At 69.5% G+C, this 25,596-nt stretch carries 28 protein-coding genes and 3 pseudogenes; 7 read left to right on the top strand and 24 right to left on the bottom strand.

All coding sequences use genetic code 11. The annotated features are described in order from the left end of the window. Positions 1-163: 163 nt before the first annotated feature. A complete protein-coding gene (locus ACIBEF_RS29310; RefSeq protein WP_036412111.1) occupies positions 164-385 on the top strand; it encodes a DUF2631 domain-containing protein in 222 nt (73 codons plus the stop codon). An 86-nt stretch (positions 386-471) separates the two neighbouring features. On the opposite strand, the gene ACIBEF_RS29305 is transcribed toward ACIBEF_RS29310, so the two are convergent. From ACIBEF_RS29305 to ACIBEF_RS29270, 8 genes and pseudogenes are all read right to left on the bottom strand, one after another. Next, on the bottom strand, positions 472-1,626 hold the full coding sequence (locus tag ACIBEF_RS29305; RefSeq protein ID WP_396796528.1) for a DivIVA domain-containing protein: 1,155 nt from the start codon (positions 1,624-1,626) through the stop codon (positions 472-474). A gap of 31 nt (positions 1,627-1,657) precedes the next feature. Then, complete coding sequence (rlmN, locus tag ACIBEF_RS29300; protein ID WP_355005223.1) at positions 1,658-2,815, bottom strand: 23S rRNA (adenine(2503)-C(2))-methyltransferase RlmN; 1,158 nt, start codon at positions 2,813-2,815, stop codon at positions 1,658-1,660. 104 nt (positions 2,816-2,919) lie between these two features. Further along, a complete protein-coding gene (locus ACIBEF_RS29295) occupies positions 2,920-4,323 on the bottom strand; it encodes a phosphatidate cytidylyltransferase (protein WP_396796527.1) in 1,404 nt (467 codons plus the stop codon). A 271-nt stretch (positions 4,324-4,594) separates the two neighbouring features. After that, positions 4,595-5,152, bottom strand: coding sequence for a ribosome recycling factor (gene frr, locus ACIBEF_RS29290; protein ID WP_088946658.1), 558 nt, complete (start codon positions 5,150-5,152; stop codon positions 4,595-4,597). A gap of 83 nt (positions 5,153-5,235) precedes the next feature. After that, positions 5,236-6,003 carry a UMP kinase gene (gene pyrH / locus ACIBEF_RS29285; protein WP_030335195.1) on the bottom strand — a complete coding sequence of 256 codons (768 nt, stop codon included), beginning with the start codon at positions 6,001-6,003 and terminating at the stop codon, positions 5,236-5,238. Positions 6,004-6,164: 161 nt separating this feature from the next. After that, complete coding sequence (gene tsf / locus ACIBEF_RS29280) at positions 6,165-6,992, bottom strand: translation elongation factor Ts (protein WP_091400300.1); 828 nt, start codon at positions 6,990-6,992, stop codon at positions 6,165-6,167. A gap of 134 nt (positions 6,993-7,126) precedes the next feature. Beyond that, the gene (gene rpsB / locus ACIBEF_RS29275; RefSeq protein WP_357205559.1) at positions 7,127-8,026 is read right to left on the bottom strand and encodes a 30S ribosomal protein S2; all 900 of its coding nucleotides are present in this window, start codon (positions 8,024-8,026) and stop codon (positions 7,127-7,129) included. 266 nt (positions 8,027-8,292) lie between these two features. Next, positions 8,293-9,340: pseudogene (locus ACIBEF_RS29270) on the bottom strand (hypothetical protein). A 167-nt stretch (positions 9,341-9,507) separates the two neighbouring features. Between ACIBEF_RS29270 and ACIBEF_RS29265 the strand changes: the two are divergent. The 3 genes and pseudogenes from ACIBEF_RS29265 to ACIBEF_RS29255 all read left to right on the top strand — a co-directional run bounded on the left by ACIBEF_RS29265 (position 9,508) and on the right by ACIBEF_RS29255 (position 12,463). Further along, positions 9,508-9,867: a YraN family protein gene (locus tag ACIBEF_RS29265; protein ID WP_396796525.1), complete on the top strand. Its 360-nt coding sequence runs from the start codon at positions 9,508-9,510 to the stop codon at positions 9,865-9,867. Positions 9,868-9,897: 30 nt separating this feature from the next. Further along, a pseudogene (locus ACIBEF_RS29260) lies at positions 9,898-10,812 on the top strand (YifB family Mg chelatase-like AAA ATPase); the annotation flags it as partial. A gap of 88 nt (positions 10,813-10,900) precedes the next feature. Continuing rightward, a complete protein-coding gene (locus tag ACIBEF_RS29255; protein WP_396796524.1) occupies positions 10,901-12,463 on the top strand; it encodes a recombinase family protein in 1,563 nt (520 codons plus the stop codon). A gap of 509 nt (positions 12,464-12,972) precedes the next feature. On the opposite strand, the gene ACIBEF_RS29250 is transcribed toward ACIBEF_RS29255, so the two are convergent. The 11 genes from ACIBEF_RS29250 to ACIBEF_RS29200 all read right to left on the bottom strand — a co-directional run bounded on the left by ACIBEF_RS29250 (position 12,973) and on the right by ACIBEF_RS29200 (position 19,093). Continuing rightward, a complete protein-coding gene (locus ACIBEF_RS29250; protein ID WP_396796522.1) occupies positions 12,973-13,467 on the bottom strand; it encodes a hypothetical protein in 495 nt (164 codons plus the stop codon). Positions 13,468-14,128: 661 nt separating this feature from the next. Then, complete coding sequence (locus ACIBEF_RS29245) at positions 14,129-15,190, bottom strand: hypothetical protein (RefSeq protein WP_396796521.1); 1,062 nt, start codon at positions 15,188-15,190, stop codon at positions 14,129-14,131. A gap of 109 nt (positions 15,191-15,299) precedes the next feature. Next, positions 15,300-15,539 (bottom strand): hypothetical protein, encoded by a 240-nt coding sequence (locus ACIBEF_RS29240; protein ID WP_396796519.1) that lies wholly within the window; start codon positions 15,537-15,539, stop codon positions 15,300-15,302. Further along, positions 15,536-16,021 (bottom strand): hypothetical protein, encoded by a 486-nt coding sequence (locus tag ACIBEF_RS29235; RefSeq protein ID WP_396796518.1) that lies wholly within the window; start codon positions 16,019-16,021, stop codon positions 15,536-15,538. The genes ACIBEF_RS29240 and ACIBEF_RS29235 overlap by 4 nt, the downstream gene beginning before the upstream one ends. A gap of 35 nt (positions 16,022-16,056) precedes the next feature. Next, positions 16,057-16,302: a hypothetical protein gene (locus ACIBEF_RS29230; RefSeq protein WP_396796516.1), complete on the bottom strand. Its 246-nt coding sequence runs from the start codon at positions 16,300-16,302 to the stop codon at positions 16,057-16,059. A gap of 305 nt (positions 16,303-16,607) precedes the next feature. After that, on the bottom strand, positions 16,608-17,180 hold the full coding sequence (locus tag ACIBEF_RS29225; RefSeq protein ID WP_396796514.1) for a hypothetical protein: 573 nt from the start codon (positions 17,178-17,180) through the stop codon (positions 16,608-16,610). After that, positions 17,177-17,380, bottom strand: a complete 204-nt coding sequence (locus ACIBEF_RS29220; RefSeq protein ID WP_396796512.1) for a hypothetical protein — start codon at positions 17,378-17,380, stop codon at positions 17,177-17,179. Before ACIBEF_RS29220 ends, ACIBEF_RS29225 begins: the two co-directional genes overlap by 4 nt. Continuing rightward, positions 17,377-17,520: a hypothetical protein gene (locus ACIBEF_RS29215; RefSeq protein ID WP_396796510.1), complete on the bottom strand. Its 144-nt coding sequence runs from the start codon at positions 17,518-17,520 to the stop codon at positions 17,377-17,379. Before ACIBEF_RS29215 ends, ACIBEF_RS29220 begins: the two co-directional genes overlap by 4 nt. Then, complete coding sequence (locus tag ACIBEF_RS29210; protein ID WP_396796508.1) at positions 17,517-17,705, bottom strand: hypothetical protein; 189 nt, start codon at positions 17,703-17,705, stop codon at positions 17,517-17,519. Before ACIBEF_RS29210 ends, ACIBEF_RS29215 begins: the two co-directional genes overlap by 4 nt. A 339-nt stretch (positions 17,706-18,044) precedes the next feature. Continuing rightward, on the bottom strand, positions 18,045-18,497 hold the full coding sequence (locus ACIBEF_RS29205; RefSeq protein ID WP_396796507.1) for a hypothetical protein: 453 nt from the start codon (positions 18,495-18,497) through the stop codon (positions 18,045-18,047). A gap of 437 nt (positions 18,498-18,934) precedes the next feature. After that, a complete protein-coding gene (locus ACIBEF_RS29200) occupies positions 18,935-19,093 on the bottom strand; it encodes a hypothetical protein (protein ID WP_396796505.1) in 159 nt (52 codons plus the stop codon). 220 nt (positions 19,094-19,313) lie between these two features. Between ACIBEF_RS29200 and ACIBEF_RS29195 the strand changes: the two genes are divergently transcribed. Further along, on the top strand, positions 19,314-19,517 hold the full coding sequence (locus ACIBEF_RS29195; protein ID WP_396796504.1) for a hypothetical protein: 204 nt from the start codon (positions 19,314-19,316) through the stop codon (positions 19,515-19,517). Positions 19,518-19,655: 138 nt separating this feature from the next. Here the strand turns inward: ACIBEF_RS29195 and ACIBEF_RS29190 are convergent, their stop codons facing one another. Genes ACIBEF_RS29190 through ACIBEF_RS29170 form a run of 5 tightly spaced genes read right to left on the bottom strand, consistent with a single transcriptional unit; the run spans position 19,656 to position 23,269 of the window. Then, the gene (locus tag ACIBEF_RS29190) at positions 19,656-20,000 is read right to left on the bottom strand and encodes a hypothetical protein (protein WP_396796502.1); all 345 of its coding nucleotides are present in this window, start codon (positions 19,998-20,000) and stop codon (positions 19,656-19,658) included. Then, positions 19,997-21,751, bottom strand: coding sequence for a helicase HerA domain-containing protein (locus ACIBEF_RS29185; RefSeq protein ID WP_396796501.1), 1,755 nt, complete (start codon positions 21,749-21,751; stop codon positions 19,997-19,999). Before ACIBEF_RS29185 ends, ACIBEF_RS29190 begins: the two co-directional genes overlap by 4 nt. Continuing rightward, entirely contained in the window at positions 21,748-22,479 is a 732-nt protein-coding gene (locus tag ACIBEF_RS29180) for a DUF2637 domain-containing protein (RefSeq protein ID WP_396796500.1), read from the bottom strand. Before ACIBEF_RS29180 ends, ACIBEF_RS29185 begins: the two co-directional genes overlap by 4 nt. Positions 22,480-22,490: 11 nt before the next feature. Further along, positions 22,491-22,658: a hypothetical protein gene (locus ACIBEF_RS29175; protein ID WP_396796499.1), complete on the bottom strand. Its 168-nt coding sequence runs from the start codon at positions 22,656-22,658 to the stop codon at positions 22,491-22,493. Next, positions 22,655-23,269 (bottom strand): helix-turn-helix domain-containing protein, encoded by a 615-nt coding sequence (locus ACIBEF_RS29170; protein WP_396796498.1) that lies wholly within the window; start codon positions 23,267-23,269, stop codon positions 22,655-22,657. Before ACIBEF_RS29170 ends, ACIBEF_RS29175 begins: the two co-directional genes overlap by 4 nt. A gap of 110 nt (positions 23,270-23,379) precedes the next feature. On the opposite strand from ACIBEF_RS29170, the pseudogene ACIBEF_RS29165 reads away from it, so the two are divergent. Both ACIBEF_RS29165 and dprA read left to right on the top strand, forming a co-directional pair. After that, positions 23,380-24,037: pseudogene (locus ACIBEF_RS29165) on the top strand (ATP-binding protein); the annotation flags it as partial. Beyond that, positions 24,034-25,251, top strand: coding sequence for a DNA-processing protein DprA (gene dprA, locus ACIBEF_RS29160; protein WP_396796497.1), 1,218 nt, complete (start codon positions 24,034-24,036; stop codon positions 25,249-25,251). The pseudogene ACIBEF_RS29165 and the gene dprA, both read left to right, overlap by 4 nt. Positions 25,252-25,596: the final 345 nt, after the last annotated feature.

Below are 25,596 nucleotides of genomic sequence, written 5' to 3'. Positions count from 1 at the left end.
GCCAAACGCTACCGGAGCGAGTCTGACCGCCGCCCCGCGACGCCGGTAGTGCCGTCCAGCCCAGGTGGGGCAGGGCCGATGGCCAGGAAACCCCCACCCCACCGCACCGCGTACGAGGCGTGCCAGACTAACCAAAGATCCGATCGCGAGGGAAGGACCGACAGTGGCAGGAAGCGAGCCGGTAACGTCGCCAGACCAGCACAAGCCCGGGCACCGCAAGGCCGGGCAGATCGGCGCCGTGCTGTCCGCACTGGCGCTGCTGGCGATGATCTGCGGCAACCACGAGGGCAGGGTCGAGGACATCTGGCTGATCGGCCTGGCCGCGCTGCTGCTGATCATCGTGATCGGCGACATCGTGTTGCGGCGCAGCGGTCTGCGCTCCTGACCGACCCACCGCCGGACGACCGGCCGACGTACGCCGAGGGCCCGCCCCCACCTGGGGGACGGGCCCTCGTCCGCATCGCGTCGGGGTCAGCGCCCGAAGAGAATGTCCTGCACGTCCTTCAGCGCGGCGTCGACCTCGGCCTCGAAGTAGCCACCCGGCACCAGGCCGAACCGGAGCGTGTCCAGGTCCTTCGGGTCGACCGGCATCGGGTTGCGGCGCTGCATGCCACCGAGCAGGGTGTCGAAGAACCGGTCCACCTGGTCGGGGTCGTACCCGCTGCCGAACCGGCGCACCTGGAAGCTGCGACGGATCTGGTCGACCCGGTACAGGTCGCTGCCGGGGGGACCGGCCATCGGCGGACCACCCATCGGCGGACCAGCCACCGCGGGCGGACCAGCCATCGCCGGCGGACCGGCCATCGGCGGGCCACCCATGCCCTGCTGCGGCAGCGGAGGCGGACCGGCCGGACCACGGCGCATGTCGCGCAGATCCCGCTCCGGCATCCGGATCTCAGCCGTCATGTCGGCGCGACCGTGCCGCCCGGCCTCGAAGCCGTCGAAGCGCGGCTCCTCCGGCGGCGGCGGATAACCGCCGGGCGCGCGCTGGTCGTCCTGGCCGTACCCGCCGCGCTGGTCATCCGGGCCGTAGCCACCGGGTGAGCGCTGGTCGTCCGGGGGGCCGTACCCGCTGGGACCGGCGGGCAGGCCGCGCTGCGGCATGCCGTGGCCACCCATCGGGCCGGGGCCCATCGGGCCACCGGGACCCATCGGCGGGCCGGCCGGGCCACGTGGCGCGTCGTAACCACCGCCGCGGGGGGCGTCGTAGCCACCGGCGAAGGCACCGGTCGGCTCGTCGTAGCGGCCGTAGGGCGGGCCGGGCTGCGCGGGCATCGGCCGGGGCGGCATCGGCTGCGGGACCATGCCCCGGTCATCACGCATCGGCGGACCCATCCGGTCCGGTGGGCCCATCCGGGGGTCGCCGCCGCGTCCGGCGCTGTTGCGCTCCTCCAGCTCGGCCAGCTGCCGCTCGACCCGGTCCAGGTGCAGGTCGACCTGCCACTCGTCGTAGCCGTTGAAGCGGACCCGGAAGACGACGTCATGAACCTCCTGGGAGGCCACCGGGGCACCGACCTGTCGGCCGTCGAGCGTCGCCTCGACCCGGTCGAGGAAGGCATCCACCTCGTCGACCTTGTATCCCCGGCGGAGCGCCTTGCGCCGGAAACGCTGACCCTGACTCGCCACTATGTCTCCTGGTCTCGTTCGCCACGCCCGGTCACGCCGGTGCCTCTCCGGCGCGGTCGGTGTTGGTGTCGTTGTCTTCAGCAGCGGCAAGCTGGCCACACGCGCCGTCGATCTCGCGACCTCGGGTGTCCCGAACTGTGGTGGACACCCCGGCGTCGCGCAACCGCCGGACGAACTCCCGCTCGACCGGCTTCGGGCTCGCGTCCCAGCGGCTGCCCGGCGTCGGATTGAGCGGAATGAGGTTCACGTGGGCCAACTTGCCGGCCAGCAGCCGCCCGAGCAGGTCGGCTCGCCACGGCTGGTCGTTCATGTCCTTGATCATCGCGTACTCGATCGACACGCGGCGGCCCGTCCGGGCGGCGTAGTCCCACGCTGCGTCCAGCACCTCGGCTACCTTCCAGCGCTGGTTTACCGGCACGAGTTCGTCGCGCAGATCATCATCGGGCGCGTGCAACGACAACGCAAGGGTCACTGAGAGGTCTTCGCTGGCCAGTCGGTGGATGGCCGGAACCAGGCCAACCGTGGAAACGGTGATGTGCCGCTGGGACAGGCCGAGCCCCTCCGGAGCCGGGCTGACCAGCCGGCGGATAGCCGCGATCACCCGGTTGTAGTTGGCCAGCGGCTCGCCCATGCCCATGAAGACGACGCGCGACAGCCTCGGCGGGGAACCCGCCACCACGCCGGAGGCCGCCACCCCGGCCATGTAGACCGCCTGGTCGACAATCTCCGCCGTCGACAGGTTGCGGGTGAGCCCGGCCTGACCGGTCGCGCAGAACGGACAGGCCATGCCGCAACCCGCCTGGCTGGAGATGCAGACGGTCACCCGGTCCGGGTAACCCATCAACACGCTCTCCACCAGCGCACCGTCGTGCAGCCGCCAGAGCGCCTTGCGGGTCGCGCCGTCATCACAGGCCAGCTCGCGCACCGGGTTGAGCAACGTCGGCAGCAACTGGTCGGCCAGCCGCTCCCGGGTCGCCGCGGGCAGATCGGTCATCGCCTGCGGGTCGCGGACCAACCGCCCGAAGTAGTGGTTGGAGACCTGCTTGGCGCGGAAGGCCGGCTCACCCAGCCCGGTGACCAACGCCTGGCGACCGGCCAGGTCCAGGTCAGCGAGGTGCTGAGGGGGCATGGAGGCCCGGCGCGCAGCGGGGGCGACCGAGATGGCGGGGATCAAGGGCAGGCTCGTCATGGCTGGTCCAGTGTGTCACGCCGTCGGCGGCGGCTGCCGGTCCGGAGGTGTCGAACGGGCCGCGACCGCCGGAGCCGGATGACCGGGACGCCGTGATTCATACCTCAGCTCACCACCGGCACGAAGACCGCCAACAGCAGGTAGGCCGTCGGCACCGCGAACAGGATCGAGTCCAGCCGGTCCATCAGACCGCCGTGGCCGGGCAGCAGGTTGCTCATGTCCTTCACGCCGAGATCCCGCTTGATCATCGACTCGGCCAGGTCGCCGAGGACCGCCGCGCAGGAGACGGCCACCCCGAACAGCGCGCCCCACCAGGGGGCCACCTCGAACATCAGCCACAGCAGCAACGCTCCACCCAGGGCCGCCGCGGTGACCGAGCCGGCGAAGCCCTCCCAGGACTTCTTCGGGCTGATCGACGGAGCCATCGGGTGTTTGCCGAAGGAGACCCCGGCCGCGTACCCACCGGTGTCGGAGAGGACCACCCCGATCAGCGTGGCCAGGATGCGCAGATGCCCATCGTCGGGGGCCGCTGCCAGCAACGCCGCGAAACCGGCGAGGAACGGCACGTAGACGGCGATCAGGGTGGCCGCTGTGAGATCCCGCTGGAAGCCGGCGGGCCCGTCACCCAGCCGCCAGATCATGGTGCCCAGCACGGTGACCAGCAGCCCCAGGCTGAGCGCGTCCGGGCCGGCGTACCAGGCCAGACCCACGGTCAACACGCCGCCGGCGATCAGTGGCACCAGCGGAGGGTGCGCGCCGCTGCGTCGTACCGCGCGGGCCATCTCCCAGGTGCCGACGGCGACCGCGGCGGCGATCACCGGCAGGAAGGCCAACGGATAGAAGGCCAGCGGCACCACGATCAGCGCGCCGAGGCCGAGCCCGACCCCGATCGCCGCGGGCAGGTTGCGCCCGGCCCGCCCGGTGCCCACCTGCTGGGTGGCCGGCCGGTCGAGGCTGGCCCGACGTCGCCCCTTCGACCGTCGACCGGTCGTCGGCTCCGGCTCGACAACCGGCTCCGGGTCCGGCCCGATCTCGGCCCCGATGGGCGCCAGCTGCGTGGTCGGGTAATCGGCGTCGTCGTCATGACGGAACGGCCCGTCGAACCGTCCCGGGCCGTTGTACCGGCCGGGCTCGTCGAAAGGCGGGAGGCCGCCGCGGGAAGGGGCACCGTCCGCACCGGCGGGCGCGCGGTCGCCGTAGCGGTCACCGCGACCCCGGTCGTCGTACCGGTCGGGCTGGTTGCGGTCGTCGACGTGCCGGTCGCGGTCGTCGAAACGGTCGTCCGGGCGGACCGGGCGGACCGGGCGGCCACGCTCGTCGTACGGGTCCGGTGGCCGCGGTTCGGCGTACGGCCGGGCGTGCGGATCGGCGTACAGCTCAGGGCCGGCGGCCGGACGGCGGCTCCACTGGCCGGCCTCCAGCTGCTGCTCCGGCCAGGGCAGCGCCACCGGGCGCTCCGGCCGGTCCCAGCCGCGAGGCTCACTGCCGTAGGGGTCGGGGTGGGACATCACGCACCGCGAAGCGGCACGAGAACCACCACATGACGCAAGACCACAAGCATCCCCTACACGTGCGATGTTCCTCCGATTGACCGCCCCGACGGTCGGTCGATCCCCGGTGTTCACCACCCGGTGGCCGGGAATCCTGCCGAGCCTACTGCACACGCCGGATCGGCACGGCGGACGAGGCACGCCACCGACACCACCCGCGCCGCCCGCCGACCCCGACCGATGGAACGAGGCCCGTTCCCGACGTCGGGAACGGGCCTCGGAGCATGGGTCACACCTCGAGCAGCTCGGTTTCCTTGTGCTTCACCAGGTCGTCGATGCTGGCCACGTACCGCTGGGTCAGGTCGTCGAGTTCCTTCTCGGCGCGGCGGCCGTCGTCCTCGCCGGCCTCGCCGTCCTTGACGATCCGGTCCAGCTCCTCCTTGCCACGGCGGCGGACGTTGCGGATCGCCACCTTGGCCTCCTCGCCCTTGTGCCGAGCCACCTTGATCATGTCGCGGCGGCGTTCCTCGGTCATCTGCGGGAGCAGGATGCGCAGCTGGTTGCCCTCGTTGTTCGGGTTCACCCCGAGGTCCGAGTCGCGGATCGCCTTCTCCATCGCATTGATCTGCGAGTTGTCGTACGGCTTGATGATGGCCATCCGCGGCTCGGGAACCGCGATGGACGCCATCTGCGTCAGCGGTGTGGGCGTGCCGTAGTAGTCGATGATGACCTTGGAGAACATGGCGGCGTTGGCGCGACCGGTACGGATGGCGCCGAACTCCTCCTTGGCGTGCTCAACCGCACGCTCCATCTTCTCCTCGGCCTCGAGGAGGGTGTCGTCGATCACCGGTCTCCTCGCCTCCTTCTGTGCTCGTGGTGGGCTCTGCTGAAAGTCGTCAGACCGCTGTCGTCGTCGCCGATGGGCGGGACTCAGGCGGTGATCAGGGTGCCGATCTTGTCGCCACCCACTGCGCGGATGATGGTGTCGTCACCCTGCGCGCCAAAGACCAGCATCGGCAGGCCGTTCTCCATGCAGAGGCTGAACGCCGCCGCGTCGGCCACCCGCAGGTTGCGGCGCAGCACCTCGGAGAAGGTGATCGAGTCGAGCTTACTGGCGGTGGGGTCGATCCGCGGGTCGGCGGTGTAGACGCCGTCCACGCCGTTCTTGCTCATCAGCACCACGTCGGCCCGGATCTCCAGCGCCCGCTGGGCGGCCACCGTGTCGGTGGAGAAGTACGGCATCCCGGCGCCGGCGCCGAAGATGACCACGCGGCCCTTCTCCAGGTGCCGGATGGCCCGCAGCGGGATGTACGGCTCGGCGACCTGGGCCATCGTGATGGCGCTCTGCACCCGGGTCTCGATGCCCTCCTTCTCCAGGAAGTCCTGGAGCGCGAGGCAGTTCATCACCGTGCCGAGCATGCCCATGTAGTCGGCGCGGGCCCGGTCCATCCCACGCTTCTGCAGCTCCGCGCCGCGGAAGAAGTTGCCCCCGCCGACCACCACGGAGACCTGCACGCCGCGGCGGACCACTGTGGCGATCTGCCGGGCGATGGCCTGGACGACGTCCGGGTCGACGCCGATCGCGCCGCCACCGAAGACCTCACCGGAGAGCTTCAGCACCACCCGGCGGGCGCGCCCCGGCGGCGGTGCCGTCGGGTCGTCCAGCTCCAGCGTCCGGTCACTCACAACCTGCGTCATCCGCCCCGCCCTTCCCCACGCGCACGCCCCGTGCGGCGCGTACCGCGAACCTGCCGCTGCCGACCCTATGTGACGAGGAGGCCGCGGTGCCTGTCACGTACACCGGCGGCCTCCTCGTTGACGTCTTCTGCCCACGGGCGCGCGTGGCGCCCGGTGGCGGCTCAGGCCTGGCCGACCTCGAACCGCACGAAGCGGGTGACCTCGATGCCGGCCTCGGCCAGCAGCTGCTTCACCGACTTCTTGTTGTCGGAGACGGACGACTGCTCGATCAGGACGAAGTCCTTGAAGAAGGAGTTGACCCGACCCTCGATGATCTTCGGCAGGGCCGCCTCGGGCTTGTTCTCCTCGCGGGCGGTCTGCTCGGCGATGCGCCGCTCGGACTCGACGACCTCGGCCGGAACCTCGTCCCGGGTGAGGTACTTCGGCCGCATCGCGGCGATCTGCATCGCCACACCACGGGCGTCGGCGTCGCCGGCCTCGTCGGTCTTGCCGGTGTACGACACCAGCACGCCGACGGCCGGAGGCAGGTCCTGGGCCTTGCGGTGCAGGTAGACGGCGGTGGTGCCCTCGACCCGGGCGAACCGGTTGAGGACCAGCTTCTCGCCGATCTTGGCGGACTGCTCCTGGATCAGGTCCGCGATGACCTTGCCGTCGAGCTCGGAGGCGAGCAGCTCCTCGGCGGAGTTCACGCCGGCGCGCTCGCCGTGCTCGACCAGCTGCTGGCCCAGCGCGATGAACGACTCGGTCTTGGCGACGAAGTCGGTCTCGCAGTTGAGCTCGAGCAGCGCCTTGCCGGAGTGGGCGACCAGGCCGTTCGCGGCCGTACGGCCGGCCCGCTTGCCGACGTCCTTGGCGCCCTTGACGCGCAGGATCTCGACGGCCTTGTCGAAGTCGCCCTCGGCCTCGGTCAGCGCCTTCTTGCTGTCCATCATGCCGGCGCCGGTGAGGTCGCGGAGCTTCTTGACGTCCGCGGCGGTGATTTGGGACATGGCTCTCTCTTCGGTGTTGAGACGGCGTGTGGATGGTCAGAGGTGCCGGTTACCCGGATCCGGGCCGATAGTGCCCGGCGTACCGTCGCTGCCCGCCGTCCGCGAAAACGGACGGCGGGGCAGCGACGGTACGATCACTCCGCGGTGGCGGCCGCCGGCTGCTCGGTGGCGGCCTGCGCGGGCTGCTCCGGGGTGGCGGGCTGCTCGGTGGCGGCAGCGGCGGGCTGCTCGGCCGGGGCGGCCTCGTCGGCCTTCTTCGGCTCCAGCAGCTCGCGCTCCCACTCGGTCAGCGGCTCGTCGCTCGCGACACCCTCGGGCTTCTCGTCGTTGCCCCGGCGACGGCCGGAACGCGCGATCAGGCCATCCGCGACGGCGGCGGCGACGACCTTGGTCAGCAGCTCCGCCGAGCGGATCGCGTCGTCGTTACCCGGGATCGGGAAGTCGACCTCGTCCGGGTCACAGTTGGTGTCCAGCACCGCGATCACCGGGATGCCCAGCTTGCGGGCCTCGTCGACGGCGATGTGCTCCTTCTTGGTGTCGACGATCCACACCGCGGCGGGAAGCTTCTGCATGTCCCGCAGGCCACCGAGGGTGCGGGTCAGCTTGATCTTCTCGCGGGAGAGCTGCAGGGTCTCCTTCTTGGTGTAACCGGCGGCGGTGCCGCTGAGGTCACCCAGGCCCTCCAGCTCCTTCATCCGCTGGAGCCGCTTGTAAACGGTCTGGAAGTTGGTCAGCATGCCACCGAGCCAGCGGTGGTTGACGTACGGCTGGCCGACCCGGGTCGCCTGCTCGGCAATCGCCTCCTGGGCCTGCTTCTTGGTGCCGACGAACAGGATGCTGCCGCCCTCGGCGACGGTCCCACGCACGAACTCGTACGCCTTCTCGATGTACTCGAGGGTCTGGCGCAGGTCGATGATGTAGATGCCGTTGCGCTCGGTCATGATGAAGCGCTTCATCTTCGGGTTCCAGCGCCGGGTCTGGTGCCCGAAGTGGACACCGCTCTCCAGCAGCTGACGCATGGTCACGACGGCCATGGTTGGGGTACTCCTCAAGGTCCCTGGTTGTCACGCCCGGCCGGTGGCCGAGCGTCCTGGCGCCTGGTCGCCGACCCATGGTGGACCCGATCAAGATCGGGACCAGGGAGGCCGTCGCTCCACGACGATTCGTGAAGAGGGCGCGCGAGGTCGACCGCACGAGGCGGTCGCCAGTTGGCCAGTGTACGCCCCTCACCCGTTCAGCCGTCCCGGGGTGCGCGTGGCGTGCTGCTCCGCGCCCTCTCGCGTGAGTTGCGCGGGCCGGGTCAGCCGGCGGCGAGCGCGGCGGCCACGAAGAGCACCAGGCCGACGGTCAGGTAGGCCGTCGGTGGGCGCAGCCAGCCCCGACCGTTGTCGGCGAGCGCCAGACCTCCGGTTCGTAGCCCGTACAGCCCAGTCGCGAAGATCGGCAGTCCGGCAACCAGGGCGATACCCACCACCACGTTCCCGGCGTCCACCGGGTCGCCGGTCACGCCCGCGAGCAGCACCCGCAACGCGGGGACCTCGAAGACCAACACCAATAGAGCGAAGAGTACGGCCAGCACCGGTCGCCTGGTCCGATAGACGCCGTCAGCGGCCGGCGGATACACCGGTGGCTCACCTGCGGGCAGGTCGGGTCGCGGGCCGATGCCGGGCATCGGGCCGGTCGGCATCTCCAGCGGGTGCGGCGTGTCGACGCCACCCCGGGTCGGCTCGATGATCGGGTACCCACCGAGCGGAGCGGGACGAGCCTGGTCAGCGAGCACGCCGGCGGGCACTGTCGACGTGCTGTCGCGGGTGGTCTCCGGCACTGCGCTGGTCACCGGAGACCCCGCAGTGATCGTCTCTCGGGCGGCTCGACGTCCGGGTAGCTCCCCGGAGGTCTCCGACGGGTCCCGGTCCGCCCGCCGCGACCGGGTGGCCCGGTAACCGTCCGCCTCCGGTCGCCCCACACCGAGCGGGTCGACCGCGGCGAAACGCCCCGAATCAGCCTCGCTCCCGCCGAACCGACCGGTCTGAGCGTCCAGGGCACTAAAGCGACCCGAGTCCGACTCGGGCGTACCGAAGCGGCTCTCGTCGACGGCGCCGAAGCGTCCCGAGTCCGGCTCACGGCGGCGGCCGACGCCGGTGTCCTCGACGGAGCGGCCGTCTTCAGCGCCACGCGGCTCGGGGATCTCACCATCCCGGTACCGCGGTTCGCCCGCGCCGCGCCAGTCCGACTCGCCGTAACCGCGACCCCGCTCGTCGGGGTACCAGCGCGACTCCTGATCTTCCGGGAAACTCCGTCGTCCGTCCACGTCAGGCACCGTATGCGACCGGCCACGCCCGCGCCATTTCAGCCCGACCGAACGGGGCCCTCGATCGTCGGGGCAGCGCGGACACGGGTGGTGTCGTAGCACAGCGCGGGCATGATCGTCCGACTGTCCACAGCGCCCCTGTTGTCCACAGGCGGGCTGCTGCCGGGTCGCGGCGACCACCCTCCGGCGGGCACCGTGCCGACCATGACGAAGCGGAACCAGGCGGTTGGCGCGTACGGCGAGCAGTGTGCGGCCCGGCACCTGACCGAGGCGGGGCTGCGCCCGATCGCCCGGAACTGGCGCTGCCCGGCCGGGGAGATCGACATCATCGCGTGGGACGGGCCCGTGCTCGCCTTCTGCGAGGTGAAGACCCGCCGGGGTGAGGGCTTCGGCACCCCGGCCGAGGCGGTCGTACCGGCCAAGGCCCGCCGGCTGCGAGGGCTCGCCGCGCGATGGCTGATCGAGACCGGTACGACCGCCGAGGAGGTGCGCTTCGACGTGCTGTCGGTGCGGCTGCCCGACGCCGGTCCGGCGCAGGTCGACCACCTCAAGGGCGCGTTCTGACATGCGTACCCGGAGGATCGGTGATGCGCCGTGAGCTACGCCAAGGTGCTCTGCGTGGGGTTGGTCGGGGTGACCGGACACCTCGTCGAGGTGGAGGCCGACCTGGCCGCCGGCCTGCCGGCGGTGGTGATCTCCGGCCTGCCGGACACCGCCCTGCACGAGGCCCGAGACCGGGTCCGCGCCGCCGTGGTCAACTCCGGCCAACGCTGGCCCAACCGGCGGATCACCCTGAACCTGCTGCCCGCCACGCTGCCGAAGTCCGGGTCGGCCTTCGATCTGGCCATCGCCGCAGCGCTACTGGGCGGCTCGGGTGAGTTGCCGCTGCTCCCACTGGAGGGAGTGGTGGTCCTCGGCGAGCTGGGGCTCGACGGGACGGTCCGGCCGGTGCGCGGCGTACTCCCGATGGTCGCCGCCGCAGCCCAGGCCGGCATCGCGCGGGTGATCGTCCCGGTCGGCAACGCCGCCGAGGCCGCCGTCATCCCCGGGGTACGGGTGCGAGCGGTGGACAACCTGCACCGACTCGTCGCCTTCGTTCGGGACGGGATCCCGCTGATCGAACCACCGGCGGACATCCCGGAGCCGCTGACCGGTGGGCCGGATCTCGCCGACGTCGCCGGGCAGCAACTGGGTCGGCGCGCCCTGGAGGTCGCCGCGGCCGGCGGGCACCACGTGGCACTGCTCGGCCCACCGGGCGCCGGCAAGACGATGCTCGCCGAACGGCTGCCGTCGATCCTGCCCGAGCTGGACGACGACGCGGCGCTGGAGGTCACCGCGCTGCACTCGGTCGCCGGGCTGCTGCCGCCGGGTGGTCGGCTGCTGCGTCGCCCGCCGTTCCAGGCGCCGCACCACACCGCGACCATTCCGTCGCTGGTCGGGGGTGGCTCGGGGCTGGCCCGACCCGGCGCGGTGTCGCTGGCGCATCGCGGGGTGCTTTTTCTGGATGAACCAAAGTCAACTCTTTGACTCCGCTCCCCCGCTGCACCTACCCTCGCTGGACCAGGCGACCGACAACAGGGGGAAAGCAGTGGGCAGGGTGCTCGGCGTGATCAGACTCTCTCGGGAACGGGAAGAGTCGACCTCGGTAGTTCGGCAGCGTGCCTACATCACGACATGGGCTGAGCAGAACGGGCACACCATCGTTGGATGGGCTGAGGACGAAGGGGTGAGCGGAAGCGTTCCGCCCGGGGAACGTCCGCAGCTCGGCAAGTGGTTGCCGACCAGCCTCGGCGGCAAGGCAGACGCTCCGGCGTTCGACATCCTCTGTGCTTGGCGGTTGGACCGGATCAGCCGGCGGGTGCTCCACCTCGCCGCACTCATGGACTGGTGCAAGTCCACCGGGCGAGCCATCGTGTCGACCTCGGAAGGGTTCGACATCAACAGCCCGATGGGCGCGGTGTTCGTCAACATCCTTGCCGCACTGGCAGAAGGTGAGTTGGAAGCGATCCGCGAGCGTGCCCGCTCATCGTTCGCTCACCTGATGAAGGAAGGTCGCTGGCGTGGTGGGTTCGTGCCGTACGGGTACCAGGCTGTCAAGGCTGACGCTGGCAAGGGTTGGCGGTTGGACGTTGACCCAGAGACCAGCAAGGTTGCGCGCGAGATCGTGCGTCGGATCGTTGGCGGGGAGTCGACCAACTCGGTGGTGCGCTGGCTGAACGAGACCGCCACCCCGAGCCCGCTCGATGCTCAGCGGAAGCGCGCCGGCAAGGCGACAACGGGCACTGAGTGGCGCGTCGCAAACCTGCTCAAGATGCTGCGCTCTCACACCCTGCTCGGGTACGCGGAGATGACCGAGACCCGTGCCAAGCCAGACGGCACCAAGGAGACGTTCACTCGGCTGGTTCGTGGCGAGGATGGGTTGCCGCTGCGGCGGGCTGATCCGATCATCGACGCTGCCGACTGGGAACGACTGCAAGAGACGTTGCGGAAGAACGCCAACCCCAACTCAGGCAACCGGGTCGGTGGCTCTCCCCTGCTGCGCGTGGCCTACTGCGAGTGCGGAGAGCCTGTCTACCGCAACCGGGGACGGGCCGGCATGTACTACCGCTGCGGGTTGCGTGCCCGCGCTGGTCGCAACTGCCCCAAGGGCATGACGTCGATCCCCGCTCACCTCCTGGAGCACGTCACCGAACAGTTCTTCCTGCTGACCGTTGGGCACCTCGAAGTTCAGCGCCGCGTGTTCGTCCCCGGCTCGGACCACGCTGCCAACCTCGCCGACGTGGAAGAGTCGCTTGCCGAGCTGCGGGAGCACCTTGACGCCGGAATGTTCCGAGGCGAGCGGGGCAGGGCAGAGTTCCGCCAGATGTACGGCGCGCTTGAGGCTCGCCGGGAAGCGTTGGAAGCGTTGCCATCCGAGCCGGATCGGTGGGAGTTGGAACCGACGGGGCAGACGTACCGCCAGCGGTGGGAGTCGCTGACCACGGTGGACGAACGCAACCGGGAGATGCGGGAGGCCGGGCTCAAGGTGATCGTGCGCGGGGTGCCAACCGAGGAAGAGTTGGAAGCGATGGACGATCCCGATGAGCACAGCCGGGTACGGGTGATCCTGCCCGAGGATCTGATGGAGCGGGTACAGGCGCACGCCGCGAAGACAGCCTGAACAGTCGGCCCGCTGTGCTGCCCGCTGAGCCCCGCTCTCCGCTCGTGGGTAGTCCTGCCTACCCCCGGCACGGTGGACGGCTCAGCGTGGCTCTCAGCGGGTTTGCGGTGGTCAGGGTGTCCCCTGCCCTGGGGGTATGACCCTCTCGGCCGAAACGCCCCTACCGCCTAGTCTTAGTAGCTCCCATCGCGCCCCAGTCCCAAGGTCGATGTGACATGTCCATGCAGGCGGGTGCATAGCCATCCGATAGCCCTGTCTGGCCGGGGGGATCGCCGGCTACGCCGACCCCCGAGGTGTGAGGTGCCCAGAAATGCGGGAGACCCCGGGGAGGTCGACGTGACAGGGCCGGATCTACCGCAGCCCGGCTCGCTTCATCGCGCGGTGGTTCGCTTGTCGGCATCGGTCGGAGCAGAACTCCCGCAGGTACGCGGCATCCCTAGGCAACTCCCCCTCGCACCATCCACACAGGTCGGCTCCCCATCGGCGGATGCGCTCAGCATCGTCAGGGATCATGCGGGGGTCACCTCGTCGGCCTCGTCGGTGGTCGCCATGAACAACGCGACGTGCACTAGGGACAGCGGGCCACCAGCCATCCGGCGGTGTGCGTTGTCGAACCGGGCGTGACAGCCACGGCACATCGGGGAGTAGTGGTCGGGGTTGGTGCTGTACGGCTTGCCAGCCTCGCGACCCTCGGCCATCGCCTGCTCGTCGTAGTCGGCGTGCGAGTACGCCCACTGCTCGGCCTGGTTGCCGCATCGGCAGAGGTACTGACTGGCGCTGCCTCGCTCGCCCCTCACCCGGTAGTGCGCGCCGTCGTAGGTCAGCTCGGCCTTGCGCCGGGGGTCGGGATGGTTCGCCCGGTCGGCGCAGTTGATCGTGACGCTCCGGGCCACGTTGCTGATGCGGAGATCCTTGACGTTCCCGCAGTCGCAGCGGAACAGCGCGTACCCGTCGCCGTCGCGTCGCTCCGTGCGCTCGGTCAGAACCAGGCTCCCGTACCGCATGCCCGGCTTGTGCTTCTGCCGGCTCGGCCGGCTGGTCGTCCGAGGCTTCCCGGGTCGCGGGTTGGCCTGCCTGGCTTCCCGCTCACGCTGCCGTCGAGCCTGGTCCCGGCAACGGTCGCCGCAGTGGATGGCTTGCGGTCGCTTGCCTTCCATCGTGCCGCCGCAGTGCTGGCACGCTCGCTCGGTCGCCTTGTCAATGGTGGTGTCGTTCACTCTGTTCAACTCCTGTAGCTCATGACCAGCAGGGGCACGCAACCCGCTCAGAAGCCCTGAGACAGGCTGAGGCTGCGTACCCCTGCATGGGTGTGGGTGTGGTGGTTTCGGCCGTCAGCGTTGATCTGAGCGGGTTGCTCTGCGCTGCATGCGCTGCCATCGGTTCCGGTGGTAGCCGCAGCAGAACTTGGAAGCCCTGCCGCTCTTGATCGGCACGGGCCGACCACAGTCGACACAGGTCGGGTTGTCGCTCGGCTCCTGGCCGATGAGTAGGGCGGCATGCCCGTTGCGCCTACGGCGCGCGTAGTGAGTCCCGCACAGCCCTCGGGCAAGGTGGGGGCGGGTGCAGTGGTAGACCATGCATCCCTGGTTGGGGTGTTCGTTGTTCGTCATGTTGTCGCCGGAGGATGGGGGGCGGGGCGGACCTCCCGCCCCTGTCATCCCTCGGTCAGCGGGCGACCCGAGCCCGCATGGTCAGCCGGACGCGGGCGGTCGTCTCGATGCCGTACGCCCGACCCGGGCTGTGGACCTCACGCGTGGTCCAGCCGGTCACCTCGACCGACACGAACGCCCCGACACCGGGAGACCAGTTGCCCGCCATGCTGGCGGCAACCCGGTCGAAGTGGTCCCGGTTGACGGCGAACATCACGATGGTTCCGTCGATGACCCGGACCAGGTCCCGGCCGTCAACCTCGCTGCTCGACAGCTCGGCGTCCCTGACGCTGCCGGTGATGGTCGGCATGACTTCGCGCCGGCCCAGGCTGCCGGTCCGCCGCCAGTCCTTCGGACCCTCGTCGATGACCTGACGGAGCAGGGACCAGGGAGCGTCCTTCGGGTCGATCTGCCCCACCGGCAGGACGGGGATGCCGGCACGCAGACCACGGAACGTCAGCCTGATCGAGGTCCCCTGCCCGTGCGGACCGGCGTACGCGTCCACATCGCCGCCACCCTTGCGGGCCAACTCCTGCGCGCCGCTGATCATGGTGCGAGCGTCCTCGATGTGCGCGCCATCGGGGGTGACGATGACCAGGTTCACCGAGCCGGACAGGGCACCGGACTTGTCGGCCGTCGCGGGCTTGTCCTGGTACGCCCAAACGGACGGGGACGGGGCATCCTTGGTCGGCTTGCCGAGGTGGACCGAAACGCCGTGCAGGCCCCAGCCCCAACCGTTGGTGCGGATGGACTCGGCAACCCGCTCGGCAAGGTGCGGCTCATGCTCGGCGATGGCGGCAGACAGGGCACGCTCGGCGGCGTTGATCGCACCCTTGGCCGCGTTGACCAGGCCGGCGGTCCGCTCGACCTCGAACCGTGCCCGCATGATGTCGTCCGCCTTTACGTCGGCGTCGCCCTGGTTGAGCCGGGACTTGACGACCAACTCGCCCTCGGTGGCCTGCTCGGCGTCAGCCTCACGGATGACCAGCAGTTCCCGCGCATCAGCGAGTACCCGCGCAGCGTCGGCAACCGGGTCGGTGGTGGTGGTGGTGTTCGTCTTCTTGGCAGCGTTCGCCACTGGGTTACTCCTTGGGTGGGTGCCCGAGTCCGGGCAGCAAGAAGGGCCGACATGGTTGCCGGCCCCGGTTGGGTGGTGGTGCGTGTTCGGTTGGTGCTGGTCGTGCTGGTCAGTACCGGCTACGCGGCCGGTTCGCTCCGATCGCCCGGTGATAGGCCCACTGGTCGGGGCCGAAGGTGCCGCCGGTGTCGTGCGGGTCCATCCCGCCGGACAGGTGTTCCGGGGTGGCCGGTTCGTCGTCGTCCGCCTGGTCGCCGTTCACCTCGTCGGCCTGGTGCTCGTCGTCGGGGTACAGCTCGTCGGCCTTGGCGATGAGACGCCGCAGACGCGGGCTCAGGTAGCCGCTCACTGGGCATCCCCGATGGTCGCCACGGCGGACCAGTAGACCGCGCTGTAGCTCGACTTGGTGGGGTCGCCGGCACGGATGACCGGCTCATCGGCGAGAGCGCGTAGGCGCAACGACACTCCGGGGATGCCGGCCATGTACTCAGGCAGCACATCGCCGGTCAGCGGGTCGACCAGGGTGAGCGGGTCGATGATCGGCGGGATGCCGTCCGGGGTGAACGTGACGACGGTCAACCGTCCGAACATCCGGCCCTGATGGGTCCACGGAGCAGCCTTCGACCGAACCCGGATCGCCGGAAGCACCTCGGGCCGAGAGTCGCCAGTCTGGTCGGGATGGGCGTAGACGTGGAAGCGGTCGCCGTGGGCGTTGGTGAGCACCTGAACAACCAGGGTCGGCAGGATCATGCCTTCGGCGTTCCACATCCGGTTGGGACGGATCGAACGGTCACGCTTGCGGGTGCGGGTGCGGATGAAGGTCTCAGACACGGGGAGGGTGTTCTCCTGTCGGGGGTTGGGGATGGTCACCAGGTGCCGTCCGGTCCAGTGGCCGAACGAGCGGTGAGAAGGTTCCTGCTCGCCTGCTCGAAGTCATCGACGGCTTGGCGGATCTCCTCGGCAGTGGAGGTGGGATCAGCGGTCAGCCGGGCGAGCCGATCGGCGGCACGGTGCTTGATGTCGAACGCGCAGGCGTATCGCTGCTGTGCGAGAGCTTCACGGGCGAGCCGTTCGGCCTTGGTCAACTTCTCCGGCTTGGGTTGCTCGGACACGGGGACGGGTCTCCTGTTCGTGGGCATGGGTGAGCGCCGGCTGTCGCCGGCAAGGTGATCGGTGGGGGTTGGCTTCCCGGCGCAGTGGTCCAGGGCGAAGCCGAGCACCGGAGCGCCAGAGGGCACCGGCAGGAAGATCGGCGGCAGATCGATGAGGCCCCGTCAGGGGCCATCAACAGGCAGGGCAGGTAGCCGCTGGTGGCCACTTCGTGGCCCATTCGGTTGACCAGGTCTTGACGTTCCTCGCCGCCGCTGGTCTACCCGGAGCGCAGCGCGACGGCGCGCGTAGCGCAAGACGCACAGGGCTACTCAAGCCCTGCCCAGGGGTCGAACGGGGGTTCCTCGACCTGGCTCGGCCGGAAGAAGATCCTGAGAGGGGGGATCTCTGTAGTAGATGAGGAGGTAGATAGAGGTAGATGGCGGGACTCTGTGTCCCTCTCAGTGGGACTCTCTGTCCCTCTCGGCGGACAGAGAGTCCCTCTCGGCTCTGAGCGGGACTCTCTGTCCCTCTCGCGAGTGGGACTCTCTGTCCCTCTCGGCTCTGCCTGCTCGGGCTGCGAGTGGGACTCTCTGTCCCTCTCGGCGACCCGGTCGGGCTGGAGCTTGAACCAGAGATCGACCCGTCGCCGGCTCCGCTCAACCTGCCGGAAGTACTTCAGCACCTCGGGCCGATCCTCGCCGAACGCTCGGTGTGCAGTCTTGCGGGAGAGCCCGGCATCCTCGGCGATCATCTCCAAGCTGGCTCTGACCTTGCCGTCGCCGTTGTTCGTCCTCAGCGCAGCGAACACCACCATGGCCTTCTCGGTGGCGGACAGCTCGACATCGCCTCGAACGGCTCGCATGGTGCCGAGCACGTCGAACTCGTTCCTCTTCGTCACGGGGTGTCCCCCGGCGGGACCGTCAAGATCCACGTATCGGGGGCGAGGGGGATCAGCCACCCCTTGGCCACCAGAGAGTCGATGTTCTCGTGCACCTGCTCGACGGTCAGGCCGGTGTCCCTTGCCCACTCCTCGACGGTCATGCGGAACGGCGGGCTGGTCGTTGCCGTCGCCAGCCGCACGGGTTTGCGCTCGCTCACAGCTCGGCCACCTCCTGGTGGTCGTCGCCGTCGCGCTGCCACCGGGGCAGGCTGGTCAGCCGGTCGAGCAGGTTGGCCAACCTCTGGCGGGTGGCCTGGTTGATCGGGGCGTGCCGCAGCTCGGCAAGGATCTCGGTCATGCCGCACTCGCCGCCGCGTAGACGCTGGCCAGGTCGTACCAGACCCGACCGCCGTGCTTGATGACCTTCGCGTGCGGGCGACCCTCGGAGCGGGCAGCGATCAGGGTGCGGGGCTGTAGTCCGAGGATGGCTGCGGCGGTGTTGGTGTCGACCACCTCGACGCCGTTGATGGTGAAGATGTCCACGGGGTAGTTCCTCCTGTCGTAGGTGGGTGTGTTACGGATCGATGGGAAATGCAAGAAGCCCGCACCCCTGATCGGGTACGGGCTGGGTGGTGCTGGTGGGCTGCTCGGCGGTGAGCCTCTACAAGTTATTCGGGTTGATCTTGGCGTTCTAGCCACCGTCGTGACCGGGGTCACCTGGCTGCCTGGTCGACCTGCTCGGCGGTGAGCCTCTACAAGTTATTCGGTCCCAGCTTGGCGTTTGGCACCATCGCTGTGGCCGGGGTCACGGAACTCACAGCACCTGACGGCAGGCAGACTGCCCGGTCGGTGTGTGTACCGGCTCTACCTACTCTTGGTTCACTATCGGTTGACCTGCGGTTCTGTGCCCTTCGTCTGCCAGCTACCACGCTTCATCAGCTCATGGTGGAACGGGTTGACGCACTCGGCATGGTCACACGTCCGCTTGACCACTCGGCGGGTGTCCGGGCTACCGCCACGCAGCAGGGTCCACAGCACGCGGGGGATGCTCTTGACCTTCCCTCGTAGCCGGATCACCGCTCGCCCGTCCGACTGGTGAGCACCCAGCCAGAACCAGTGCGAGTCCTGGTTGCCGCGTAGGTCCGCCAGGCTGTCCGCCATGCCGTCGAGCGAGTCGACCCACAGGCGGCGGATGATGTTGGTCCGCCAGGCGTACGGATCCTGCTTGGCGTCGTCCCGCCGGGGCAGGTCGATCATCTCGGCGGGGTAGACGGATCGCCGGGTACGCACGGTGCCGTCTTCCATCTTGATCAGGTCGATGTCGTAGAGGTCCAAGGGGTGGGGGTCCTTCCGGTTGGGGACGACAGCAAGGCCCGGCGGTTGCCGGGCCAGCGAGGGTGTCAGGATGTTCGGTTGTCAGGGTGGGCGGACCGTCACGGGACCGGTTCGCCGAGCCCGGAGCGCGTTACGCCTACATGTATAAGTCGGCAGTTGATCTTCGTTTGGCCGACTTGTTGATCTGTGTCCTGGGTCACTCATTCTGGCGGGGTACTTGACCTGCAAGAACTTGTGTGGTATGTGACCCGTGTCTCACTCAGCTATGACAGCAACTGCCCCGATCCGGCGCAAGGTGTCATAACATTTTCACTGTGGACAGTCGACCCCCCTCTGAGCTGCGAGAACGTAGTTGAAGCTGAGTTGAGGTGAGTGGATCTTGGCTCTGACCTGCAACGATAGGACAAGATCCTCGGTCACTCCTGGCAGTTGCTCCGTCACTCGACCAGCCTGCGACGGGTCCACCCGATGAACCGGATGAACAGCGCATCAGGTCCGGGCACCTCGTGAGGGTTGAGCTTCACCAGGTCTCCGGTCGCGTCGAACAGGTAGCCGGCCATCTCGATCGACAGCCCGACCGGATCGCCGTCGAACACAGCCCGCAGTGTCAGTCGGGCAGTCGGGCATGGCCAGACTCCGCAGCCTCGGCGGCAGTGCCAGATCGGACGGACGGGCGCGTGACCAACGGAGATCGGCAGGCAGTGACCAGACGGAGCGTGGCGTGACGGCATGCTCACATGCTGTCGGTGTGGGATGGCATGCGTCAACAACGTGCATCACCAACGTGACGCGTTGCCGCTCGGTTACCATGCGTCGTTGCCTACTGTCAAGGGCGTGGACCTCGTCGGCGTTGCGGAGATCCGAGACATGCTCGGCGGCATCTCCCGCCAGCGGGTCAGCATCATCGCGAACAGCAAGGGTTTCCCTGACCCGGTTGCCGTGCTCGCCATGGGCAAGGTGTGGCGTCGGCGAGACGTTGCCCGCTGGATCGCTGAGCACCGACCCGACCAGGCTGACTGACCCGGCGGACGAGGAACCCTCTCAAGAGTTATTCCGGCTCAGCCTGGCGTTTGTTGCGCGCTCGTGACCGGGCTCACCCCAACGACAGCAAGAGCCCCGGTCACCCGTGATGGGTGCCGGGGCATCTTCGTTGCTCGGCTACTCGGTGACGACCAGGGCGACGGCAAGCAGCTCCCGCAGCGACTCGGCCGCCTGCTCGATGCTCGGCTCAGAGGTGATCGGCTCCCGTCCGTACAGACCGATGACCGGCCGCCCGTCCCCCGTGGTGCCGACGTGCATCGTTCCGCCGTCGTCATCCTCGGTCGGTTCCCAGCCTCGCCGGTTGAGATCCCTGATCGCGTGGTCCCAGCCGGCCGCCTGCAAGGTGACCATGCCGCCGAGCGGGTCGATGTCGTCGGCGACCAACGGGAGCACCAACAGCCCCTCACCGGTCATCGGGTCCAGGTGGGCAACGTGGTCCGCGTAGTTGATGGTCTCGATCACTGGCTGATCCTCTCTCCGGTCCCTGCCCAGCGGGCGAGATCCTGACGTGCGTACAGGTCGGCGTTCCCGTCCTTGCCCCTCGGTGCAGGCACCTCACCGACTCCGCGCTGTAGTCGCTTCTTGGCTGCGTCGAGCTTCCACGGGATGACTCCCGCCTCGGCTGCCTGCCGCAGCGTCAGGAAGTCCCTGGCAGGGCTTGATAGGCCGCTGACCTCGGATGTCCCCAGGGACCGGGGACAAGCCAACTCCCGAGCCTCGGCAGCGGTCAGGTAGGCGACCTGCGTCTCTGTCGCCTGACCACCGATCACGATCTGCCACCGTCCGAGGGTGCGGGATGCCCGGGGCATGGCTGCCTCGGGAACCAGCATCTTCCAGTTGTTCGCGGTGTATCGGGCAAGGCAGCGGATGCCGAAGTTCTCCCGCGCCTCGGGTCCGCCGATCGCCCGAGCGGTCAACATCTGCGCGATGGCCAGCACGTTGACCTTGGCGCTGCGACCCATGAACAGCAGGTCAGCCAGGGCCGACACGGCAGGGGACCGCTTGGGGTCACCCTTGCCGCGTGCCTCGGCCCAGAAGTTGACCAACTGCCCGATGGTCGCGTTCAACTCCTCGCAGATGACCAGCACCCGCGCGCCTGGATCCCAGTCTTCCGGGGCATGCAGGGCGAGGGTGTTCCGTTCGTCGGCCAGAGCGGCGAGGCGCACCAGGGCGTCATGCATCTGCGCCGGCTTGGTGCAGTAGTCGACGCCAGGCAAGCCGACCGCCCAGCGGTGCGAGCCCTTCCGATCGAGGATGACCACCCGTCCGCCACGGGCGAGCACCTGAACGGCGATCAGCTCGGCAAGCACACTCTTACCCGCGCCGGATCCCGCACTCACCGCGAGGTGGGGAGAGTCGTCCCGCAGGGACAGGGTCACCGGCCGATCGCCAGCACCCTGACCGATGTAGAACTCCCACTCAGCCAGCCGGGGCAGGTGCTCGGCTACCTGGTCGACACCAACCCGGGCCGGGGGACGCTTGCGCACAGTCCAGACGGCACGCACCCGAGGGCCAACCTGGTGCCACGACTCGACCAGGTCGGCAACGGGGATCTTGCTGCCGATGATGGAAGAGACAAGCTGCCGTTGTTCCTTCGTCAGGTACGGGGTGTCTGCGGTCAGCTCGATACGCGGCCCCTGGTCGCCATCGACCGGACGGCGGAACACAGCCAGCTTGGACGTGACCGGCTCAGCCTTGCGCTGCACCGACCAGGCTGCCCGCTGAGCGCGCTCAGGAAGCCACCGGATGACCGGCTCGACCTTCTCGCCGTACCAGGTGCGTACGGCCGTCTCAGCCGGGCTCAGCGGCTTCGCCAGCCGGGGCGTGAGGTTGCCGAGCGAGGGATCAACGTGCAGGCTCACGCCGGTCTGTAGACCCATGGCCGGGGCAAGGGCAGCCAGGGTCGGGGTCACGTACTCCCGGTTGAACCGGCGCATGGTGAACCGACGCCTGAGCCGGTAGCTCACGACCAGGGCAGCCGAGCCAACCAGTGAGCCGACCTGCTCGGGCTGAGCCACAGCCAGTGCAGCCGTAGCCGGCACGCTGAGCCGGATCACCTGACGTTGCCAGCCGGCCAGCCGGCCCGGTCCCCGGTGGCGGTACGGGTAGCCAGGCTTGCCGCTGAGCGGCCGACCAGACAGGTACCGATACGCCACGCGGGAGACCGTGTGCTTGCGCTGTAGCTTGCGGAGAGCCCGCTCAAGCTCCGTCATGCCGCCACCCCCGCAAGCTCAGGTGCGCGCTCGCTGACGACAGCCTCGGCAGGCTGCGCCGTGGAAGCCGAGCGGGTCGGGCGGTAACGCTTCACCGTCGCCAGGGACACCCCGGCAAGCTCAGCGATCCGGCCATGGGTGGCGTCTGGCTCGGCGAGGTGAGCCGACATGATCCGGTCAGCCGACGTGAGCGACCGGGGTACAGGCTTGCGGCTCGGCTCGCTGACCCGCTGAGCCTTGACCCGCTGAGCCTTGACCGGCTCGACCGGCTCGACGGCAACCGGCTCGACCGGGGCAACCGGCTCGACGGCAACCGGCTCAGCGGTGACCGGCTCGACCGGGGCAACCGGCTCAGGGTGGATCAGCTTGCCTCGACGGCTCAGCACCTCGACAGCGATGAGGAAGGCAACCGGAGGAACGGCGGCAACGGCACGGGCAGTCCACGTCGGGTGAGCGGATGCCACGTTGGCGGCAAGGGTGGCGACGATGCCGAACGCCACGGCCAGCCGAGCAGACAGGCGAGGCTTCCGGCCGCTGCGCTTGTCATCGAGCATCGCCAGCGTGCCAACCAGGATCAGACCATCGATGGACAGCGGAAGCACGGCGGCAACCGAGACGTGCTCGCCAGCCTGCCGAGCAACCTTGAAGATGTGGGAGAACGATGCGTAGCCGGCGACCAGGGCAACCAGGGCGGTGGTCAGCCGTGAGGTGATGGCAGTACGGGACACGGGCTGACTCCTCAGAACTTGGTGGGGACGTTCGGAACGTCCGAGAGGTGGGCGACGTGGTCGGCGACCTGGTCGCCGTGCTGGTCGACCAGCAGGCGAGCGATGACGAACGGCGCGAGCATCGCCAGGGGTCCGCCGATGAGGACCAGGGCGAGCGCGTAGGCAGCGGTCTCGTTCATCGCCCACCAGCCAGAGCCTCGGAACGGCACGGGCCGCAGTTGGCAGCCGAGCTGCCCCGGTGACGCGGGCACTGCTCGGTGCCAGCGACAGGCAGAGCGGCACCAGTGAGAGCGCGGGGGGTGAAGGTCTTCTTGCCCTTGATCTTCGGAGAGGACTCTCCCGCGCTTGCGCGGCTTGAGGGTTCTTGATGGTTCAAGGACGGTTTGTACGACGTAGGCGTCGCCCCGCTCGGTCGTGTACGTCGTGCCGCTCGGTCGTGTACGTCGCCCCGGTCGAGCGGGATGACGTGAGCGTCGCCCCGGTTATCCACAGGCTCGGGGACCTCGGTCGGCTTGCCGGATGCCGGCTCGGCGAACGGGTCGAGCGAGCCGGGAACGATCCGCCGACGCTCCATCGCCAGATCCCAGACGACCGGGCGACGGTCAACGGGGATGAAGGCGACGTGCCGCTGATCGCCACGCCGGATGATCCCGAGGTGGGCAAGCTCGGTCAGGTCCCGCTGCACCGACCGGACAGACTTCCGGGCGTAGTGGGCGAGCCGATCCTGAGACGGGAACGCAGCCCGGCCGTTGGCGTGGGCGTGGTTGGCGAGACCGATCAGAACGGTCATGCACTGCGGGGGCACATCGGGCGCATCGTTCAGCGCCCATGAGACAGCCTCTATGCTCATGGCGGGCGGACCTCCAGTGTCCGTCAAGGCCCCGGATCACAGACGTTGGCGCGTCTGCCGGGGCCGCTTCGTTGGCGGAGTCAATGGTGATCGCTCGACGAGGCTCCCGAGTTCAGCAAGGGTGCGCTGGAGGCGCTGCGCCAGCCACTGGAGCACGGCCGCATCCAGCTGAGCCGCAGCGGGGGTGGCACCGTCTATCCGGCCCGGACCCAGCTGGTGCTGGCTGCCAACCCGTGTCCGTGCGCGAAACCGGCTGGCGACGCGCACTGCGAGTGCTCGCCGCTGGTTCGCCGTCGCTACCTGGGAAGGCTCTCCGGGCCGCTGCTCGACCGGATCGACGTCCAGGTACGGCTGATGCCGGTGCGGGCAGCCGAGCTGATGGCGACCGACGGCGGCGTCGAGCCCTCGGCGACGGTCGCCGCCCGGGTGGCGGCGGCCCGGCAGGCGGCGGCCCGCCGCTGGGCAGACCTCGGCCGACGGCTCAACGCCGAGGTGGAAGGGCCGCACCTGCGCCGACCGCCGTGGCGGCTGCCGGCCCGGGTCACCGTGGAACTGCGGGGCCGGCTCGACTCCGGCTCGCTGTCGGCGCGCGGCTTCGACCGGGTGATCCGGATGGCCTGGACCATCGCCGATCTCGACGGCCGCGACCGACCTGACCAGGACGACGTCCGGGAAGCGCTTCAACTACGGACGGGGGAGGCGACGTGAGCGCCGAGGAGGAACGACGGCTGGCCCGGGTCGCCCTGACCTGGTTGGCGGAGCCGGGCACGCGCGCTGTGCATCACCTGGTCGCACGGCACGGTCCGGTGGAAACCCTGGAACTGCTGCTCGACGGGGGCAGTCCGGACGGCTGGCTGCACACCACTGTCGCCGCACGCTCGGCGGCCGGCGACGCGAGGGCAGTGGCCGCGGAGGCCCTGGAGCGGGCCGACCGACTGGGTGCCCGCCTGGTCACGCCGGACGACGAGGAGTGGCCGGCCCAGGTCGCCAGCCTGGCCGCGTTGCGGCTGCCGGATGTCAGCCGCCGGGTCGACGCTGAGACCGCCCCGCCGCTGTGCTTCTGGGTGCGCGGAAGCTGGCCGCTCGGCGAGGCTCTGGATCGTTCGGTGGCCGTGGTCGGGGCGCGGGCGGCCACCGGATACGGGCAGCACGTCGCGACCGAGCTGGGGTACGGCTTGGCGGAGCGGGACTGGACAATAGTGTCCGGTGGCGCGTTCGGCATCGACGCCGCCGCCCACCGGGGCGCACTCACCGCTGGCGGTCTGACCGTCGCGGTGCTCGCCTGCGGGCTCGACCGTCCGTACCCGATGGGCAACGCCGCCCTCTTCGACCGGATCGCCGAGACGGGGCTGCTGGTCAGCGAGTGGCCGCCCGGTGCCGAGCCGCTGCGGCCCCGGTTCCTGATCCGCAACCGGGTGATCGCCGCAGGCACCCGGGGCACCGTCGTGGTGGAGGCGTCGGCGCGCAGTGGCGCGACGCAGACCGCGCGTCGAGCCGTCCACGCCGATCGGGTGGCCATGGTGGTGCCCGGGCCGGTGACCTCGGCGATGTCCGTCGGCGCGCACGAGTTCCTGCGCGAGTTCCCCGACAAGGTCCGGCTGGTCACCGGGGTGGCGCACGTGTTGGAGGAGGTGGGTCGGATCGGCGCGGACCTGGCCCCGCTGGTGCGTGGACCGCAGCTGGCCACCGACGCGTTGGACGACGACGCGCGGTCGCTGCTGGAGGCGCTGCCCCGCCGTGGCGCGATGGGCGTGGACCGGCTCTCCGCGCGCGCCGGCGTCGACGTACGGACGGCGTTGCGCAAGTTGTCTTTGCTGGAGGAACTGTCCATGGTGGTCCGTCGCGACGACGGTTACGCCCTCGCCGCACCCGCCAGACAGCGGCGTGCGCCGGCGGAGACGTCCGGTCGGCCTGTTGCCTGAGGGATGCGTCACCGTTGCCTGGCCGGCGTGGTCGTCCGGATGCCCGCGTCCTGTCGTGGTGGGGATCCCGGCAGCCTCTCGCCGTCGGGATCCCGGCCAGCCGACACTGCCGGTACCGTGCCCGCTCATGGGTGCAATCAAGCCGTGGCACATCAGCGTGCTCTTCTGTCTCGCCGTGACCGCCGTGCTCGTTGTCGGCCTGGTCGTGTTGCTGAGCAAGAGGAACAACCGTCGCTAAGAGCGACCGGCAGTAGGCGTCCAAGATCCGGACAGGCGGGTACTCCGATGTAGCAAGCAGGCACGGGAATCGATCATCAGAGTTGTCTACGCTCAGTGATCGATGGA

The organism is Micromonospora sp. NPDC050795 (genome assembly GCF_044456785.1).
Taxonomy (GTDB): Bacteria; Actinomycetota; Actinomycetes; order Mycobacteriales; family Micromonosporaceae; genus Micromonospora.
This window is presented reverse-complemented; position numbering and strand designations above follow the sequence as displayed.